This window comes from Mesorhizobium sp. ISC25, assembly GCF_042295465.1.
GTDB lineage: Bacteria > Pseudomonadota > Alphaproteobacteria > Rhizobiales > Rhizobiaceae > Mesorhizobium.
This window is the reverse complement of sequence record NZ_CP135441.1, coordinates 2,237,846-2,252,671: the sequence shown is the minus strand read 5'-3', so window position 1 is coordinate 2,252,671 and position 14,826 is coordinate 2,237,846. Positions and strand designations below refer to the sequence as shown.

At 60.0% G+C, this 14,826-nt stretch carries 19 protein-coding genes and 1 pseudogene; 15 read left to right on the top strand and 5 right to left on the bottom strand.

Annotation, left to right across the window (positions count from 1 at the left end):
• Window positions 1-3 precede the first annotated feature (3 nt).
• Window positions 4-726, bottom strand: coding sequence for a L,D-transpeptidase (locus tag RQ479_RS11415; protein ID WP_376705135.1), 723 nt, complete (start codon window positions 724-726; stop codon window positions 4-6).
• A 403-nt stretch (window positions 727-1,129) separates the two neighbouring features.
• On the opposite strand from RQ479_RS11415, the gene RQ479_RS11410 reads away from it, so the two are divergent.
• The 13 genes from RQ479_RS11410 (at window position 1,130) to RQ479_RS11350 (ending at window position 10,770) form a co-directional block, all read left to right on the top strand.
• Window positions 1,130-1,606, top strand: a complete 477-nt coding sequence (locus RQ479_RS11410; RefSeq protein WP_376705134.1) for a type III secretion protein — start codon at window positions 1,130-1,132, stop codon at window positions 1,604-1,606.
• A gap of 17 nt (window positions 1,607-1,623) precedes the next feature.
• Window positions 1,624-2,253, top strand: coding sequence for a hypothetical protein (locus tag RQ479_RS11405; protein WP_376705133.1), 630 nt, complete (start codon window positions 1,624-1,626; stop codon window positions 2,251-2,253).
• Between the two features lie 124 nt (window positions 2,254-2,377).
• The gene (sctJ, locus tag RQ479_RS11400; RefSeq protein WP_376705132.1) at window positions 2,378-3,103 is read left to right on the top strand and encodes a type III secretion system inner membrane ring lipoprotein SctJ; all 726 of its coding nucleotides are present in this window, start codon (window positions 2,378-2,380) and stop codon (window positions 3,101-3,103) included.
• Window positions 3,100-3,720 carry a SctK family type III secretion system sorting platform protein gene (locus RQ479_RS11395; protein ID WP_376705131.1) on the top strand — a complete coding sequence of 207 codons (621 nt, stop codon included), beginning with the start codon at window positions 3,100-3,102 and terminating at the stop codon, window positions 3,718-3,720. Before sctJ ends, RQ479_RS11395 begins: the two co-directional genes overlap by 4 nt.
• A gap of 5 nt (window positions 3,721-3,725) precedes the next feature.
• Window positions 3,726-4,343, top strand: a complete 618-nt coding sequence (gene sctL, locus RQ479_RS11390; protein WP_376705130.1) for a type III secretion system stator protein SctL — start codon at window positions 3,726-3,728, stop codon at window positions 4,341-4,343.
• Window positions 4,340-5,698 (top strand): FliI/YscN family ATPase, encoded by a 1,359-nt coding sequence (locus RQ479_RS11385; RefSeq protein ID WP_376705129.1) that lies wholly within the window; start codon window positions 4,340-4,342, stop codon window positions 5,696-5,698. Before sctL ends, RQ479_RS11385 begins: the two co-directional genes overlap by 4 nt.
• A complete protein-coding gene (locus RQ479_RS11380; RefSeq protein WP_376705128.1) occupies window positions 5,685-6,173 on the top strand; it encodes a YscO family type III secretion system apparatus protein in 489 nt (162 codons plus the stop codon). The genes RQ479_RS11385 and RQ479_RS11380 overlap by 14 nt, the downstream gene beginning before the upstream one ends.
• An 8-nt stretch (window positions 6,174-6,181) precedes the next feature.
• Entirely contained in the window at window positions 6,182-7,315 is a 1,134-nt protein-coding gene (sctQ, locus tag RQ479_RS11375) for a type III secretion system cytoplasmic ring protein SctQ (protein WP_376705127.1), read from the top strand.
• Window positions 7,308-7,961, top strand: a complete 654-nt coding sequence (sctR, locus tag RQ479_RS11370) for a type III secretion system export apparatus subunit SctR (protein WP_376705126.1) — start codon at window positions 7,308-7,310, stop codon at window positions 7,959-7,961. Before sctQ ends, sctR begins: the two co-directional genes overlap by 8 nt.
• 18 nt (window positions 7,962-7,979) lie before the next feature.
• Window positions 7,980-8,249 carry an EscS/YscS/HrcS family type III secretion system export apparatus protein gene (locus RQ479_RS11365; protein WP_376705125.1) on the top strand — a complete coding sequence of 90 codons (270 nt, stop codon included), beginning with the start codon at window positions 7,980-7,982 and terminating at the stop codon, window positions 8,247-8,249.
• 9 nt (window positions 8,250-8,258) lie between these two features.
• Window positions 8,259-9,074, top strand: coding sequence for a type III secretion system export apparatus subunit SctT (gene sctT, locus RQ479_RS11360; RefSeq protein WP_376705124.1), 816 nt, complete (start codon window positions 8,259-8,261; stop codon window positions 9,072-9,074).
• A 161-nt stretch (window positions 9,075-9,235) separates the two neighbouring features.
• Window positions 9,236-10,078: a D-glutamate cyclase family protein gene (locus RQ479_RS11355; RefSeq protein ID WP_376705123.1), complete on the top strand. Its 843-nt coding sequence runs from the start codon at window positions 9,236-9,238 to the stop codon at window positions 10,076-10,078.
• Between the two features lie 140 nt (window positions 10,079-10,218).
• The gene (locus RQ479_RS11350; protein WP_376705122.1) at window positions 10,219-10,770 is read left to right on the top strand and encodes a protein-L-isoaspartate O-methyltransferase; all 552 of its coding nucleotides are present in this window, start codon (window positions 10,219-10,221) and stop codon (window positions 10,768-10,770) included.
• A gap of 51 nt (window positions 10,771-10,821) precedes the next feature.
• Here the strand turns inward: RQ479_RS11350 and RQ479_RS11345 are convergent, their stop codons facing one another.
• On the bottom strand, window positions 10,822-11,445 hold the full coding sequence (locus RQ479_RS11345) for a hypothetical protein (RefSeq protein WP_376706084.1): 624 nt from the start codon (window positions 11,443-11,445) through the stop codon (window positions 10,822-10,824).
• 61 nt (window positions 11,446-11,506) lie between these two features.
• Window positions 11,507-11,701, bottom strand: a pseudogene (locus RQ479_RS11340) (hypothetical protein); the annotation flags it as partial.
• Window positions 11,702-11,907: 206 nt separating this feature from the next.
• Between RQ479_RS11340 and RQ479_RS11335 the strand changes: the two are divergent.
• A complete protein-coding gene (locus RQ479_RS11335; protein ID WP_376705121.1) occupies window positions 11,908-12,180 on the top strand; it encodes a TetR/AcrR family transcriptional regulator in 273 nt (90 codons plus the stop codon).
• Between the two features lie 167 nt (window positions 12,181-12,347).
• Here the strand turns inward: RQ479_RS11335 and RQ479_RS11330 are convergent, their stop codons facing one another.
• Together RQ479_RS11330 and RQ479_RS11325 are read right to left on the bottom strand one after the other, a co-directional pair.
• The gene (locus RQ479_RS11330; RefSeq protein ID WP_376705120.1) at window positions 12,348-12,608 is read right to left on the bottom strand and encodes a hypothetical protein; all 261 of its coding nucleotides are present in this window, start codon (window positions 12,606-12,608) and stop codon (window positions 12,348-12,350) included.
• A gap of 113 nt (window positions 12,609-12,721) precedes the next feature.
• Complete coding sequence (locus RQ479_RS11325) at window positions 12,722-13,522, bottom strand: IclR family transcriptional regulator (protein ID WP_376705119.1); 801 nt, start codon at window positions 13,520-13,522, stop codon at window positions 12,722-12,724.
• A gap of 241 nt (window positions 13,523-13,763) precedes the next feature.
• On the opposite strand from RQ479_RS11325, the gene RQ479_RS11320 reads away from it, so the two are divergent.
• Window positions 13,764-14,816, top strand: a complete 1,053-nt coding sequence (locus RQ479_RS11320) for an ABC transporter substrate-binding protein (protein ID WP_376705118.1) — start codon at window positions 13,764-13,766, stop codon at window positions 14,814-14,816.
• Window positions 14,817-14,826: the final 10 nt, after the last annotated feature.

The window sequence follows — 14,826 nt, the reverse complement described above, 5'->3', positions numbered from 1 at the left end:
AATTCAATGCCGGACAATAATCTGAGCGCCGACCTTTACGCGGTCATACAGGTCAATGACGTCTTCATTGGTCATGCGAATGCAACCAGAGGAGTTGGCTTGTCCGACGGTCCACGGCTGATTGGTGCCGTGGACGCGATAAACCGTGTTTCCGATATACAGGGCCCGTGCGCCCAATGGGTTGTTCGGGCCTCCGGCCACGTGCGCAGGCAAGATCCGGCCTTTTGATGCTTCTCTGGATCGCATTTCGGCCGGTGGCCGCCAATCTGGCCAGTCCTTCTTTTTCGAAATCATGTCGCGACCGGACCACTCCAGCCCCTCCTTGCCGACCCCCACCGCATATCGTAGCGCTTTGCCGCCCCCCAGCATGTAATAGAGGCGCCGCTCCGTGGTGTTGATCACGATCGACCCCTTCGGCTGAGCCTCGCTGAATGTCACGACCTGCCTGGGAATCACCGACTCCTCGGGCACGATTTCTCCGTCGGCCGTCAGGCCGGAAGCACTAGGCGAGACCAGTACATTTCTTCCCCGATCGTATGTCCAACTTCTAGGGTCATAACCGCCGTTCGATTGGGCCTGCGCCGACGCGATTGCGGCAATCGACGCCACGGCGACCAGAACCGATGCACTCAATCCCTCGACAAGACGCGTTGCCACAAACCTCTTGCCTCGAGGAACGCCTGCGGGCACGTCCAACTTCGCGAGCAGGCTGTTGTTTGCCGTCACCGACACCACTCCCTTCCACATTGAACCAATGATCCCGAACCCGGTGGTAACCGATTCCGACGCCGTACCATATCGTCTTGCGGTTCCTTCGCAACATTTGGCACAGGTCGTTGATACGCAATCCAATTGGACTTCCCCTTTTCGAGTGTCCGCGATAGAATGACATCGGCGGACAAGCTATGAAGCAAGCGAGGCGGGGCATTACTCGTGGGTCGCTTTCGATAGGACCAATGTGACGGGACGCAGTATCTACCGTGCGGATCGGTTATCTGGAGGCAGGGCTGCCCTTGTAGCCCGCCGGCTTGCCGTCATCCTGGCGCTCGGCTTTGGCTCCCAGCCTGCGTTTGCTGCCGAACCGCGCTGGCCCCCTGGCCCTTACAAATACATCACGATCGATCAGTCGGTGACAGACGCGCTGGTTGAGCTCGGCCGCAACATGCGGGTGCCCATGCGTGTCAGCAAGCTGGTAAAGGGGCGCCTGAGCGCCGGCATGCCGGTTGGAACAGCTCGCGAGTTCCTCGAAGAGATATGCAATCGATACGGATTGATCTGGCATTTCGACGGCATTGTCATGAACGTCGCGACCGAAGCGGAAGTCCAGACGGAAATGATCCCGCTTGATGCCAACATGGCTGCTGGCGCGGAAGACAGGCTTTCACGGCTGGGCGTCAGTGACCCGCGGTTTCCAATAAAGGTCTCCAAGCAAGACGATGTCATCTCGGTATCGGGTCCCCCATCCTACATCGAGCTCGTCAGGAAAACCCTCGGGGTGCCTGCCACGCCGAGCGCCAAGCAGGAGACTGGCAAGGCTGTGTCCGTTCGCGTTTTCCGCGGAAAGCAGGCGGAGGCGCAGATTGTCCCCTCCGCCAAACCGAACTAGAACAGGAGGGCAGATTCATGCAAATCGCACCGATTGGAGCCCTAGAGGCTACGCTTGCAAACTTAACCACCAGCATAAGTTCGCAACAGCAAATCACCGTCGGCGCGGCAGCCCAGCCCGGCAACCGAATGGTGGGCGCCAAGCAAGAAAAGCACGATGCCGCGAAGATCAATACACATGAGAGCAGTGGTGTCGCCACGCGGGCAGGTCAGCAGGTGGCGCAGACGCCCGGCGCCAATCCGGCAATAGGCGGCCAGGCTTTCAAGCCGGAGAAGACCGAGCCAATCCTCGAGCACAAACTCTTCGACTACATGGCCGAGACGGAGAAGGCTGCAGGTGGGGTGTTCACGGATCCATCGGCCCTTTTCGGTTCTGCCGTCAAGTCGCTGGAACGAACCATGCAGCAGGTACAGAAGGCTCTTGGCCAGGCTAACGCCCCCGAAAGTGCTGAAACGGCCGCCGCGCAGGATCGCGCCGACAAGATGGCTCTGTCCGGCAAGGAAGGCGAAGACTCCCGAGCCAAGAATGCAGAGCAACTCCTGGAACGATCGATTTCGGTGATGTGGGCGGCCGCCAATCTCGAGGTGGTTACGAGCAGCGTGACGGCTGTCACGTCCTCCACCAGCACGCTGATCAAGCAACAGTAAGCGCCGCGGAGTGTTCGCGCCCATGCCAACCTCGCTGCGGCGTTTAATGCGATTGAATCGATGCGGCGCCAGGTGTCGCGTTGCGCTCGTTGTCGTGGGGATGCTTGTGCTCCAGGCGTGTTCGGTGGAGTTGTATTCCAACCTCAACCAGCGGCAGGCCAACGAGATCGTGGCCACGCTCATGCGTCACGGGATTCCGGCTCAACGCGAGGCAGGCAAGGACGGCAAGATGACGGTTTCCGTACAGAAGGGCCGCTTCGCCGAAGCTATGGCCATTCTCGACGAGAGCGGCTTGCCCAAACAGGAATTCCAGACGCTCGGCGAGGTGTTCAAGAGGGATGGGCTTGTGTCCTCGCCGGTGGAAGAGCGGGCAACGATGATCTACGGCTTGAGCCAGGAGCTGTCGCAGACGATCTCGGACATCGACGGCGTGCTTTCGGCTCGCGTTCATCTCGTCCTGCCCGAAAACGATCCACTGAGGCAGCAACTGGTACCGTCGTCCGCCTCCGTGTTCATCCGGCATCGCGCATCCGTTCCGATGAACGAGCTCATCCCGCAGGTCAAGATGCTGGTGGCCAAGGGCATCGCCGGACTGACCTATGACAATGTTTCGGTCACCCTCATTCCGGTTGCAGCGACAGCCCCCAACCAGGAAACCGGCGAGGCTGGTTTCACCACCTTCCTCGGCCTGTGGCTGCATCCAGACAGCGTCGCCGCCGCGATGTCGCTGTTTTATGGCATGGCGGCGGCCATATTCGCGCTGGCTGGTCGGTTGGCCTACATGCAGTGGTATCGACGGCCCGGCGTCTACGCGCTCGATGCTCCCGCAATGCCGGTGAAGAAAACATGACCCAGCGCGGCTCGGAGCAAACTGCCAGCCCGGAATGGCAGGCATTCATCTCCAAACCCGCGTCTTATGTGGATGCGGCTTGGCTCGCGGAGTGCTTTGACGGCGCGATCGGCGAGGCTGCCTGCGAGCGCATGCTGCGCTCGCAACGCTTGCAGGAGCGACTGTCGAAGCTTCTGCTCGACCGGCATAGGCTCTCTCCAGTGGTCGAAGAGCCGGCCGATGAGGTGGATCGAGCGATCGCCTTGTCGTCTGGCGAAGAGTTGGAGGAACTTGCACTTCGCTCGGGCGCGATCTACTGGGCTGGGAGTCTGGCCGCCGTCATTGTTGGGCGCGAAGCGGCCGCATTGCAGACGGCGCTTGGGGCTGATCTGTGCGCTTTCGCCGTCGCCAACCGCGATCTGGCCGGCCCGATTGAGCGATTGGGGCCGCTGGAAGACATTTCCGGTCGCGTCTATGCCGACGGCCTGAGCTGCCTTGGCGCCTGGTGTCAGATCATGCCGAGCGATACGAGCATGCGGGTGCGTCTCAAGCTGATGCCGCAAGAGCTCATCCACCAGCCGTCAGCCGAACAATTTGCCGAGGCCGGCCCCGCGATTGTTCGACGGGCGATGAGCTAGACGGGATGATCGAATCGGGCAAAGCGTCGGAAGCTCTGGTGAGGAGTCCCTACGCTCGGATCCTGCGGGCCGCCGAGGTGCGCGCTCTGCAGGATGGGCATGCGTTTCTCGATGAAGCAAGGCGTGATGCGCAGCAGTTGCGCGACGCTGCTCGACGAGCCTATGCGGCCGAATATGCGCAGGGCTATGACGACGGCAAGGCGCAAGGCGATGCGGAGGCCACGCGGCTAGTCAGCGAGACGGCGGTCAAGGTGGATCGCTATTTTGGTGGGCTGGAATCCGAAGTCGTTGGCCTTGCCGTCGATATCGTCAGGCGAATTCTGGGAGAATTCGACGTTGGCGCGCTTGTCGCCAAAGCCGCAAGACAGGCGGTGACTGAAATTCGCCGCGCCAAATACCTGAAAGTCCGAGTTCATCCCGCGTCCATCGAAAGGGTTCGTGATGAGCTGGACGCAGTCTTGCGCGAGAGTGATCTGGGGATGACGGTTGAGATCGACGCGGATGACGCGCTGGCTCCCGACGCCTGCATCGTTTCGACCGACTTTGCCGTCGTCGACGCGAGCATCGACGCGCAGCTCAAAGCCATAGCTGCCGCGATTGCGCCGAAGACGGAGGTCCGATGACCGCGCCCGCCGCTGATATCGAAAGCCGTCTGGCCTCCATCATCCCGAATTTGCGTTCGGGCCTGCGCGACGATACCGGCCGGCCCAGGAAGGGGCGTGTACGGCGGGTCGCCGGCACGGTCATTCATGCGACTGTGGAGGAGGCACGGATCGGCGAGATATGCGAACTCGTCGACCCTAGGACCGGAAGGGTGACCAAGGCGGAAGTCGTCGGCCTCATGGACGAAATGGCGATCCTTGTTCCGCTGGGCGATTTGGCCGGTCTTTCAAACCTGACTGAGGTCGTGGCGACCGGAAAAGACCAGCAGGTGCCCGTCGGCCCCAGCCTTCTTGGTCGCGTGATCAGCGCGCTTGGCGAGCCATTGGACGGCAAGCCGCTTTCGCCGGACGGCATCACCGGCAGCTATCCGGTCAATGCCTATCCGCCATCTCCGCTGGAGCGCAGCTTGATTTCCCAGCCGATCCAGCTCGGAATACGCGCCCTCGATGCGCTGCTCACCTGTGCGCGCGGCCAGCGCGTCGGAATCTTTGGCGAACCGGGCGTGGGAAAGTCGATCCTGCTTTCCGATATCGTCAGCGGCACCGATGCCGATGTCGCGGTGGTCGCCCTTGTTGGAGAGCGCGGACGTGAGGTGCGCGAATTCCTCGAACAACAGCTCGGGCCCGAGGGGCGGGCGAGGGCCATTGTCGTTGTTGCGACCTCGGACCGTCCCGCCATTGAGCGTGTCAAGGCTGCCTATGTGGCGACCAGCATTGCCGAATATTTTCGCGACCAGGGCAAGCATGTGTTGCTTGCAATGGACAACCTAACCCGGTTTGCCCGTGCGCACAGAGAGATTGGCCTAGCCGCGGGCGAGCCGCCGACGCGTCGCGGCTTTCCGTCTTCGCTGTTTGCGATCTTGCCCCGTCTGCTCGAGCGGTCAGGCACGGGTCGCGTCGGATCCATCACCAGCCTCTACAGCGTTCTTCTTGAAGGCGACGGTACGCTGGACCCTGTCGCCGAGGAAGTTCAGGCCCTCCTTGATGGCCATGTCTTCTTGTCGAACGAGCTTGCGCAGCGCAACCATTTCCCGGCCATTGATGTCTTGCGCAGCCGAAGCCGCCTCATGGATGCGGTTGTGGCGCCGGCACATCGGTCCGACGCCGGCCACCTGCGCGAACTGCTTGCCCGCTACGCTGACATCGAGCTTCTCCTGCGCGTCGGTGAATACAAAAAAGGCAGCGATCCCTTGGCGGACGAGGCGGTGGTGAAGATCGATGTCATCAACGCCTTTCTGCGTCAGGCGTCCGCCACTCATGAGAGCTTCGAGAGGACACGCCAACTCATGCGGGAGATCGTCGGTGAAAGATCGTGAGATGATCACTCGATTACGCGACCTCAGACGCCGCCGTGAGGACCGTGCACGGGAAGAGGTGATCAGACGGCACGCCGCTTTGGACCGGGCCGCGAGGAAGGGTCGGGAGGCGGCCAGAGCGGTCACGGAGCACCTGCAGCGCACGGTCGATGCCGAAGACGCAGCGTTCGGCTCGCTTATTGGGCATCCGATAAAGGCTGCCAGCCTTCACCAGCTACAGGGACGGTTCGAAATCGCCGCCAGAAAAACCGAGCTGTTGCGTGAAAACGAGAAGATGGCCGGCGTCGCCGAGCAGCAACGGAAAGAGGAACTGTCGGCAGCTCGCAATGATCATCGTGCGGCCATGAAAGCTCTGACGAAGCTGGACGGGCTATTGGAGCATCTGATCAAACGCACCGCACGACGTTGCCTGGCGCTTGCCGAGCTTTCCGAGGAAGAAGAGCGTGGTCCAACGCGCCTGCCCACAGAACGATAGCCCAGTTTGTGATCGTGAATATGGATGTGATGCCCCAAGCCTTTGCGTCGGGAAAAACGAGAGCGCAGGTAAAGCCGGCAAAACGCAAGGCCTCACGGTCAAGCGTTGGCGAGCGGCTGCTGCTGAACTCTGTTGCGTCTGTCGACGTTGAGGCATTGAACGCCTTCTACCGCCGGCGCGCGCCCGCGGAAATCACGATCGCGGGCAGGGCGGTGCCGATTGCCGCCGTCTGGCCGGCGCCCAACCCTGCCGACCAGTGGTGGTACACCATTGCGTTCTCCGTCGGAGACACGATGGGCAAATTGCGCCTGCCGCTCTCCGTGGTCGAAAGGGGCTTCGCCAGGGCAGACGAACTGGTCGACATGAAGCGGCTGGCCCCCGCCCACGCCGCACTGCTGCTGGAATCCGCGTTTGAAGAGGATCTCGAATGGATTGAGGCCAAGGTGGGCGAGAGCATCGCGCTCACCTCGGTCACACAAACAGAAGCAGCTTCGGTTTCGGGCGAGACCCCTTTGGCTTTTGTCCTGACCGACAACCAGGAAACGATTGACTGCGTCTTGAACACGAATGACGCCAGCCTGGCGGTTCGGATCGGTCGTCTTTTTGACGAGATCGCCAATGCCAGACCGCCGATCCCGGCCGAATTTCCTCTGCCAATCTGCCTTCGGCGCGGCACACTCAAAGTAACGCTTGGCGAGCTGAAAAGCCTGCAGGCTGGCGACGTGGTGCTTTTCAGGAATGAGGCGGAAGAACGCAACGCGGCACTCATCATTGCCGAGCACCTTTATGCGTCGGTCGCCCTGACTGCCGCCGGGCCGCAATTGCTTGCGGCGCCGACCCCCATCGCCGGATCCAATTGGGAGTGGACCATGAACCAGAACACGCCGCCGTCAGTCGGCCAGACCTTGGAAGAGTCAACTCTGGACGAGTTGCCGGTTGTACTCGCTTTCGAAATCGGCCGCACGGCAATGCCTCTCGGAGAAGTGAGGCTGCTTGCGCCCGGCGCTATCGTTTCGCTCCCCGATGTGACGGAGGCGATTGTCGACATCATCGCCAACGGTAAACGTGTTGGCCGTGGCGAGATCGTGCGGATTGGGGAAAGCCTGGGCGTGCGGATCGTTCGTATGTTCGACAATGCTTGAGAATTCGCCCAATCTCCTTGGTATTCTGATCGCCGTCGGCTTCGTCGGGTTGCTGCCTCTGGCGGTGGTCACGATGACAGGGTTCTTGAAGATTTCGGTCGTGCTGTTTCTCATCCGTAACGCACTCGGCGTCCAGCAGATGCCACCCAATCTGGTGCTGTACGGCATAGCGCTTGTGCTCACCGTCTATGTCACGACACCGTTGCTGAGCGAGATGTCTGGCCGACTTCGGGAAGGGCAAGTTCAGTTCCAGACGACTGACGACCTCGCCAGGGCAGCACAACTGGTCAGGGAACCATTGCAGCGACACCTTATGAAATTCACTCAGCCGCAGGAGCGGCAGTTTTTTCTCGATGGAACGAGCCGCCTTTGGCCGGAACAGGCGCGGCAGAACCTGAAGGACGACGATCTCTCGATCCTTGTTCCGGCCTTTGTCGCGTCCGAGCTTACCCGAGCCTTCGAGATCGGTTTCCTGCTTTATCTTCCTTTCCTCATCATCGATATCGTTGTTGCCAATATCCTGATGACGCTCGGCATGATCATGGTCTCGCCGGTCCTTATTTCGATTCCCCTGAAACTATTCCTTTTCGTCGCCATAGATGGCTGGTCGCGGCTGATGCATGGCCTGATCCTGAGTTACGGCTGACGACATTGGCGGGTTCGCATGAGCAATGACTTCATCGTGGCGAAGGTCCAAAGCGCGCTTTTGACGGTGCTGTTCGCGTCCAGCCCAGCGATCATTGCGGCGCTGGCGGTCGGCATCCTCGTCGGCCTTGCCCAGGCGCTGACACAGATTCAGGACCAGTCGCTGCCGCAGACGATCAAGCTTGTCGTGATCCTGCTGGTCATCATCGTCTTAGGTCCTGTGCTTGGGCAGCAGATCGCGCAGCAGGCATCGACGGCTCTGGACGAATTCCCGGTCGTCACACGTTGAGGCACGCGGGTGCCGGTCGAACCACTCTTCGCGTCTGTCAAAGACCTTCAGGTCTATCTCCTGGCAGGCGCTTTCGCGCTCGCACGCGTGGGTGGTTTCATGCTTCTGATGCCGCTGTTTTCGCGTGTGCCGCTATCAGGGCTTCTACGCAATGGCGTGGCGCTGGCGCTGGCAGTTCCAATCTTTCCAATGGTCGTGAGCAAGCTGACGAACAGCGACATCACGACCACGATGATCGCAGCCTACATTCTCAAGGAGGTTGTGGTCGGTGTAACGCTCGGGCTGTGTATGGGGATACCGTTCTGGGCAGCGGAGGCTGCCGGCGACATCCTCGACCTGCAGCGGGGCTCTACGATGGGGACGCTGATCGACCCTATGATGACGCACGAGACGAGTGCTACCGGCACCTTGCTCGCAGTCATCATGGTCACAATCTACCTGGCTGCCGGCGGCCTGCAGCTTTCCCTGACCAGTCTCTACGAGAGCTACGGCCTGTGGCCGATCGACAGTCTTCTGCCTGTATTCAGCAAGGATGCTGCTGGAATATTTCTGGGTCTGCTGAATCGCATCATGGCGATGGCGCTGACCCTCGTTTTCCCGCTCATCATCAGCATGCTCCTGTCCGACATTGTGCTGGCTTTCCTGGCGCGGGCTTCTCCGCACCTGAACGTTTTTGCACTGTCGCTGATCGTCAAGACGCTGGTGTTCAGTCTCGTCTTTGTACTCTATGCGGCTTTCCTGCTCTTCTACATGAACCGGGATCTTGGCTTCCTGCATGAGGCAAGCCGACAGATAAAAGCGATCGGCTGCGGCGAGTGTCAATGAGAATAAATATGAGCAAAAGCTAATAAAAAGCGCCATCCTTCGCCGGCGAATAAATACGATTTATCAATGAGGAAAGATTCTGATGATTTGACAAGCGGCAGACCCGCCGATGATCTTACGCGCTCTCGACGTGTCTCTGAAACGCGCATCCGTTGGAAGCCATGGCTCGCCCGATCACTTTACCGATCTACGAGGATTTGCGAATGGTCGATGCGGGCAGATTGCGCAGACTCGTCAGGATGGGTGCCTATGAAGGGCATACAGGAGGGCTTGCGCGCGGCAAGCTCCAGGCCAACGTCGTGATTGTGCCGCGCAGCTTTGCCGCCGATTTTTATCAGTTTTGTGTCCGCAATCCGAAACCCTGCCCTTTGGTCGGCGTGAGCCGTGCGGGCAGCCCATTTCTGCCAGCGCTGGGCGATATCGATATTCGGACCGATGCACCACAGTATAGCATCTATCACTTCGGCGAAATGATCCGCCAGACCACAGACATCATCGACCTGTGGCGAGATGACTTTGCGGCCTTCGCGCTCGGCAGTTCGCTCACCGTCGAGGCCGCACTTGTCGAACGGGGTGTGAAACTCCGGCGTATCGGCCATGGAAAAACCACCCCCAAATTCCGCACCAAGATCGAGACGTCCCAAGTCGGACCGTTCGGTGGCGAAATGGTCGTCTCCATGCGTCCGATACGGCATAGCGAGGTCGACAAGGTTCGCGTGCTCACCGCGCGCTTTCCGCATGCGCATGGGTCTCCCGTCCATGTCGGAGAGCCCACGACGATCGGCATTCGAAATTTGATGGCTCCCGACTGGGGTGATGCCGTCGAAGTCTTGGAAGGGGAGGTCCCTGTATTCTGGGCCAGCAGCCTGACCGCCCAAGACGCTCTTGCTCGTGCCGAACTCGCGATCTCCATCACAGTCTCGCCGGGCCATATGCTGATCACCGACGTAGATGCACGCGCGCTGTCTTGGCCTAATTTCGAGCTTGGCGCGAGCTTGCAATGATCGTGCTCAAGTCGGAGCTTGCCTGATCCAACGCTCCGAAGCACTTCGACAGCAGGGCGGACGCGAGGATAAGCACCCTTTGCCGCCGTTCGGTTTTCTGAGAGCATGACTGAGTACGCGCAATCCGGAGCCGATATTCCATGCCAACAAGAACCAATGCTAGTGAAGCGCGCCGGTGGTTTGCCGAAGACCTGCGAGTCTCATCACCTGTCTTGCACAATCCTGCGGTCATCGACGCCTTCGCAAAGGTTCCGCGCGAACACTACCTTGGCAACGGGCCATGGCGTATCCATTCGAGATTGCAAATCGGGGCGGTCCATACCAGCCCTTCAACCGCACTTCATGAGATTTACCACGACGTTCTGGTCTCGCTTGACGAAAAGCGCGGACTAAACAGCGGCTTGCCGTCGCTTTGGGCACTGGTTTTCGACCATCTGAACATCGCTCCCGGCCAGACCGTCCTTCAGGTGGGCGCCGGTGTTGGCTATTTCACCGCCATCCTCGCTGAACTGACGGGTTCTGAAGGACGCGTGATTGCCTATGAGATCGACGAAGAACTAGCTCGGCGCGCGCAAAGCAATCTTGCTCATTATGCCCACGTCGAAGTGACGTCCGGTGATGCAACGCAGGCAGTCTCGCGCAATATCACCGAGGGCGACCAGCAAATGGCCTCGAGGACGCTTGGCTGGTGACCGACACATACTGGATTTCGAAAGCCTAGAGATTGATGTCAATCTTGTGTGTCACCGTCGTAGCGTGCCACGGCGTTCCACGACCGATCTATGCCGTCGGGAGCAGTCCGAAACATCATTGCGTCCGAAATTTCCCCGATCCGCGCGCGCGGATTGTAGCCGCGGTCCTGGCCGGCTGCAGCGCAGGCTTCTTTTTGGCTTCGAGAACGCTTGGCTGACGACCGACGCGTACTGGATTTCGAAAGCCTGGCGATCGACATCAATCTCGCGTGTCACCGCAGTAGGTGTGGCAAGCATGGATCTATACCATGGTGCCAGTCGTGGCCTTCCCTGCAAGTAGTCGGGCAGTCCGCGGACTTCCAGCCAGCTTAGACAAGTGGCGAGCGCGATGTGGCCGACATGGAGCGGCGCGTCGAATTCGACCTCGCGTTCCACGAAGTCATAGGATTCGATAAGCTTCATCGTCATGCCTGCGCTCAAGGCAGGATAACGCAGATGTTCAGGGCGGCGCTCGTTTTCCCAGCGGATGGAAATGCCTGCGTCGCACATGCCACCGGCGAGCGCCTGGAGGCGCAAGGCGGACCATTTTGCTCGCCCTGTTTCGGGGATGAGCCGACGACTGCTTTCGAGATTGTCGAGATAGTCGCAGATCACGTCCGAATCGAAGATCGGCATAGCCGTCGTTGAGAACGAGAACGGGCACCTTGCCAAGCGGATTGATTGCAAACACATCATCGTTGCGATTGGTGGGGCTCGTCTCCTGATGAATGAAGCGCAGACGTCCGGCAAGTCCGGCCTCGTGGACAAAGACCAGAACCTTGCGCGCGTAGGGGAGTGGGTCTGGTAAATGAGTTTCATGGACCCGTTCAGCGTTGAGTCTGGAACGCCGGCATCTCGAGCAGTCCGTGGCCCAGCCGCTCTTCTGCTCCATGGTCTGGGGCCCGGCGCCGTCGTCATGTGTCCCTCTCCAGTTCGGCCTCGGTCACGCATCGCATGACAAATTTGTGATAGCGACGCTGATCGCGTCTGGTGCCGGTTGGCGGGCGGTTGCGGCTCGTTCCGGCATAGTGATCGTCTCGGCAGCGAGCGGCATTGATTTCGGAAGGCATATGAGAGCCAACATTTCAGGACCTCCCGGTGACGAGGCGCACCTCTACGCGGAGCAGAATCAAAGAGGTCACGGCCGAGTTTTATGTCCTGCGCGGCCACGACGGTTTCAGCTTCGGCGATATAGCGGCGGCGATCGGCCCGATGCGCGCCAACATCCATCATCACTTCGGCAACAAGCGTCAGCTGATGGAGGAATTGATCGCGGATTTCGCTGCCAACGCCGAGGCCCGGATCAAACGCTTCTGGACGACTCCCGACATCCGGTTCTTCGACCGGCTCGATATGCAGCTCGATGAGTGATGATCGAGCGGTTCTGCTCAGGTCGCCTGCTTCAACCACGGTTTTCAGGGTCGATCGGCAACAAGTCCTTCAGAACGCGCCATTCCGCTTCGGTCAGATCGCCCCTGCTCAAGCCTGCCTCCAAAAAGCAGCCTTGAATCAACCCGCGCGTGCCTCGTCAGTCACTCTCATTTGAGAGGCTCAGATTTGCTCCATGACCCGCCGCTTCCGTGATACGTCTCCGCTCCCAGCACGAAGTTTTGCCCGCAGTCGGGGCAGCGGAAACGATAGAGCAAAAGATCGTCGAGCGGACCCGCTTCGTATAGATCGCCAAATGCCATCGTGCCCTTCATGGGACCTGCATCGATCTCTTTGATGTCTCCATCGGACACGGCCTGACGGATCGTGCCAACAGCACGAAATAGCTCGCCTCGCGTCCTGAAGCGCACATACTCATCCAGATTTTCGCAACGCGAGCAGGTCATCTCAAGCAGGAATAGCAGGTCTGCTCACCGCCGCCAATTTGCCCACGCCGCCGAGGGTCCTTCCGTGCCGATTTGTACTAGCCTCCCGCCAGCGACAACCCACGGGCGCGCTCGCATAGAAGGGCAAGCAATTCGCTGCGCCTGGCTTCCCGTGTGTCGACGGGCAACACGAAGCAAAGAGTCTTGTTGATGGCCGCGTTGCCGTCGCGGATGGGCGCGGCCATGCACCAGGTGAAGCGGTCGGCCAGAGCAGCCGTCTCGCTGAAACCTTGCTGGCGCGCCAGAGCTACATCGCCGAAGAACTCGGCTGGCGCAATGACGCGGCCGTCGGGAAGCTTGTAGTCGCCAGGCGGAATGAAGGCCTGTATTTCCTGTTCGCTCATATGGCCGAGCAGCAGCCTTCCGGACGCCGTCCACGGGATCGGCACCTCGACCCCTACATCGCTTGAAATCCGGAACGGGCCGGGCGAGTCCCGGCAATCAAGGACGACGTATTTGTTCCCGCGCAGGCCACACAGTTGGACGGTCTCGCCCGTCTCCGCGCCTAGTCTGTCCAGGGTTTCGATGATGCGCCGATAATGGGCATTATGATGTGAGTAGGCCCAGCCGAACAGATGCATCGCCTTTCCGAAATAGACATAGCCTTCCGTCCCGACGTTCTCGAGCATTTCGGCTTCCAGCAGGCTGTTGACGATCTCATAAGTGGTCGAACGCGGCGCGCCGATCATCTTGGCGATATCGCCGACGCGCATCGGCGCGCGCTGCCGCAGAAGCGCTTCAAGCAGCGTGATAACGCGGTCGATCCCGCGGCGCCGTTCGCCATTGCGCGGCTCGGCGCGGACTTCCGTTTCGATCAAACCAGTGACGCCATCGCTCATGTGGGCCGCACCCCGCGCAAAATCATTTCGGCCCTCGTCTCAAGACGCTTGAAAGATGTCAAGGCTCAGTCTAGCATCCGATCTGTCCGATATATAGGTCTCTTGTCTGGAATATCGGACAATAACGAACCTGGCGCAGAAAGTCCTGACGAGAAAAAGCGCGGTTTCCGAGATGCGGCAACCGGCGGGTTTTCTCGTCTCGACCCCGCACGTCCAGGCATAACCTCAGAAGGGAACAATCATGACCAAATCATCGTTTTTCGCATCCGCCAGCGCCCTTTGCCTCGGTCTTCTCCTCAGCGTTGGCGCCGGTTCGCAGGCCAACGCCGCCGCTAAATGCATCAAGGGCGACCGCAAGGCGCCGTATACGATCGGCTGGGCCAACATCTATTCAGTGCCGACCTGGATGAAGCAGACACAGGGCACGATCGAAGCCGAAGTCGAGACTTTGAAGAAGCAAGGCTTGGTCGACAAGCTCGTCGTGACCGACGCCCAAGGCGATGCCAACGTCCAGATTCAGCAAATCCAGTCGATGATCGATTCCGATGTCGATGCCATCATCCTGATCGCTGGCTCGTCGACCGCGCCGGCGCGCGTGCTGGCGGACGCCTGCTCCAAGGGCATCGCGATCATCAATTTCGACAGCCTCGTCGACACCGACCAGGTGACCGCCAAGGTCAACACCGATTCCTCACAGTGGGGCGATCAGGCGGCCAAGTTCCTGATCGACGCCATCGGCGGCAAGGGCAAAATTTTGATCCTCAATGGCCCAGCCGGCGTTTCGGTCAGTGACGACCGGCGCAAAGGCGCCGATGCCGAGCTTAAGGCTCATCCCGATGTGAAGGTGCTTGCCGAAACGAACACGCCCTACAATGTCGCGCCCGCCCAGGAAGCCGTCACCAGCCTGCTTTTCGCCAATCCCGAAATCGACGGCATCCTGTCGCTCGGCGGCGCTCTGTCGGCGGGTGCCGTGCTCGCGCTCGACAAGCAGGGTCGCGACCAGGTGCCGATCACCGGCGAGAATGCGCGCCAGTTCCTCGAACTGTGGAAGGAAAAGGGCTTGAAGAGCTGGGCGACGATGCAGCCGAACTGGCTCGGCGCTTTCGCCACCTACACCGCCGTACAGGCGCTGGACGGCAAGGATGTGCCGGCTTTCGTCAAGATCCCGCTGCCGGTGATCGACAATTCCAACATCGACGAATATCTCGCCCGGGCTAAGGATTTCCCGGCTGACGGTTACATCTATTCGCCGTACGATGAGGATCTGTTCAAGAAGCTGCTGGCCCAGAAATAAGCCTGAAGGG

Coding starts and splice junctions, on each gene's coding strand:
- RQ479_RS11405 (WP_376705133.1), top strand. CDS start 1,624: ATGCAAATCGCACCGATTGGAGCCCTAGAGGCTACGCTTGCAAACTTA.
- RQ479_RS11395 (WP_376705131.1), top strand. CDS start 3,100: ATGACCCAGCGCGGCTCGGAGCAAACTGCCAGCCCGGAATGGCAGGCA.
- sctL (WP_376705130.1), top strand. CDS start 3,726: ATGATCGAATCGGGCAAAGCGTCGGAAGCTCTGGTGAGGAGTCCCTAC.
- RQ479_RS11385 (WP_376705129.1), top strand. CDS start 4,340: ATGACCGCGCCCGCCGCTGATATCGAAAGCCGTCTGGCCTCCATCATC.
- sctR (WP_376705126.1), top strand. CDS start 7,308: ATGCTTGAGAATTCGCCCAATCTCCTTGGTATTCTGATCGCCGTCGGC.
- RQ479_RS11365 (WP_376705125.1), top strand. CDS start 7,980: ATGAGCAATGACTTCATCGTGGCGAAGGTCCAAAGCGCGCTTTTGACG.
- RQ479_RS11355 (WP_376705123.1), top strand. CDS start 9,236: ATGGCTCGCCCGATCACTTTACCGATCTACGAGGATTTGCGAATGGTC.
- RQ479_RS11350 (WP_376705122.1), top strand. CDS start 10,219: ATGCCAACAAGAACCAATGCTAGTGAAGCGCGCCGGTGGTTTGCCGAA.
- RQ479_RS11345 (WP_376706084.1), bottom strand. CDS start 11,445: ATGCCGATCTTCGATTCGGACGTGATCTGCGACTATCTCGACAATCTC.
- RQ479_RS11325 (WP_376705119.1), bottom strand. CDS start 13,522: ATGAGCGATGGCGTCACTGGTTTGATCGAAACGGAAGTCCGCGCCGAG.
- RQ479_RS11320 (WP_376705118.1), top strand. CDS start 13,764: ATGACCAAATCATCGTTTTTCGCATCCGCCAGCGCCCTTTGCCTCGGT.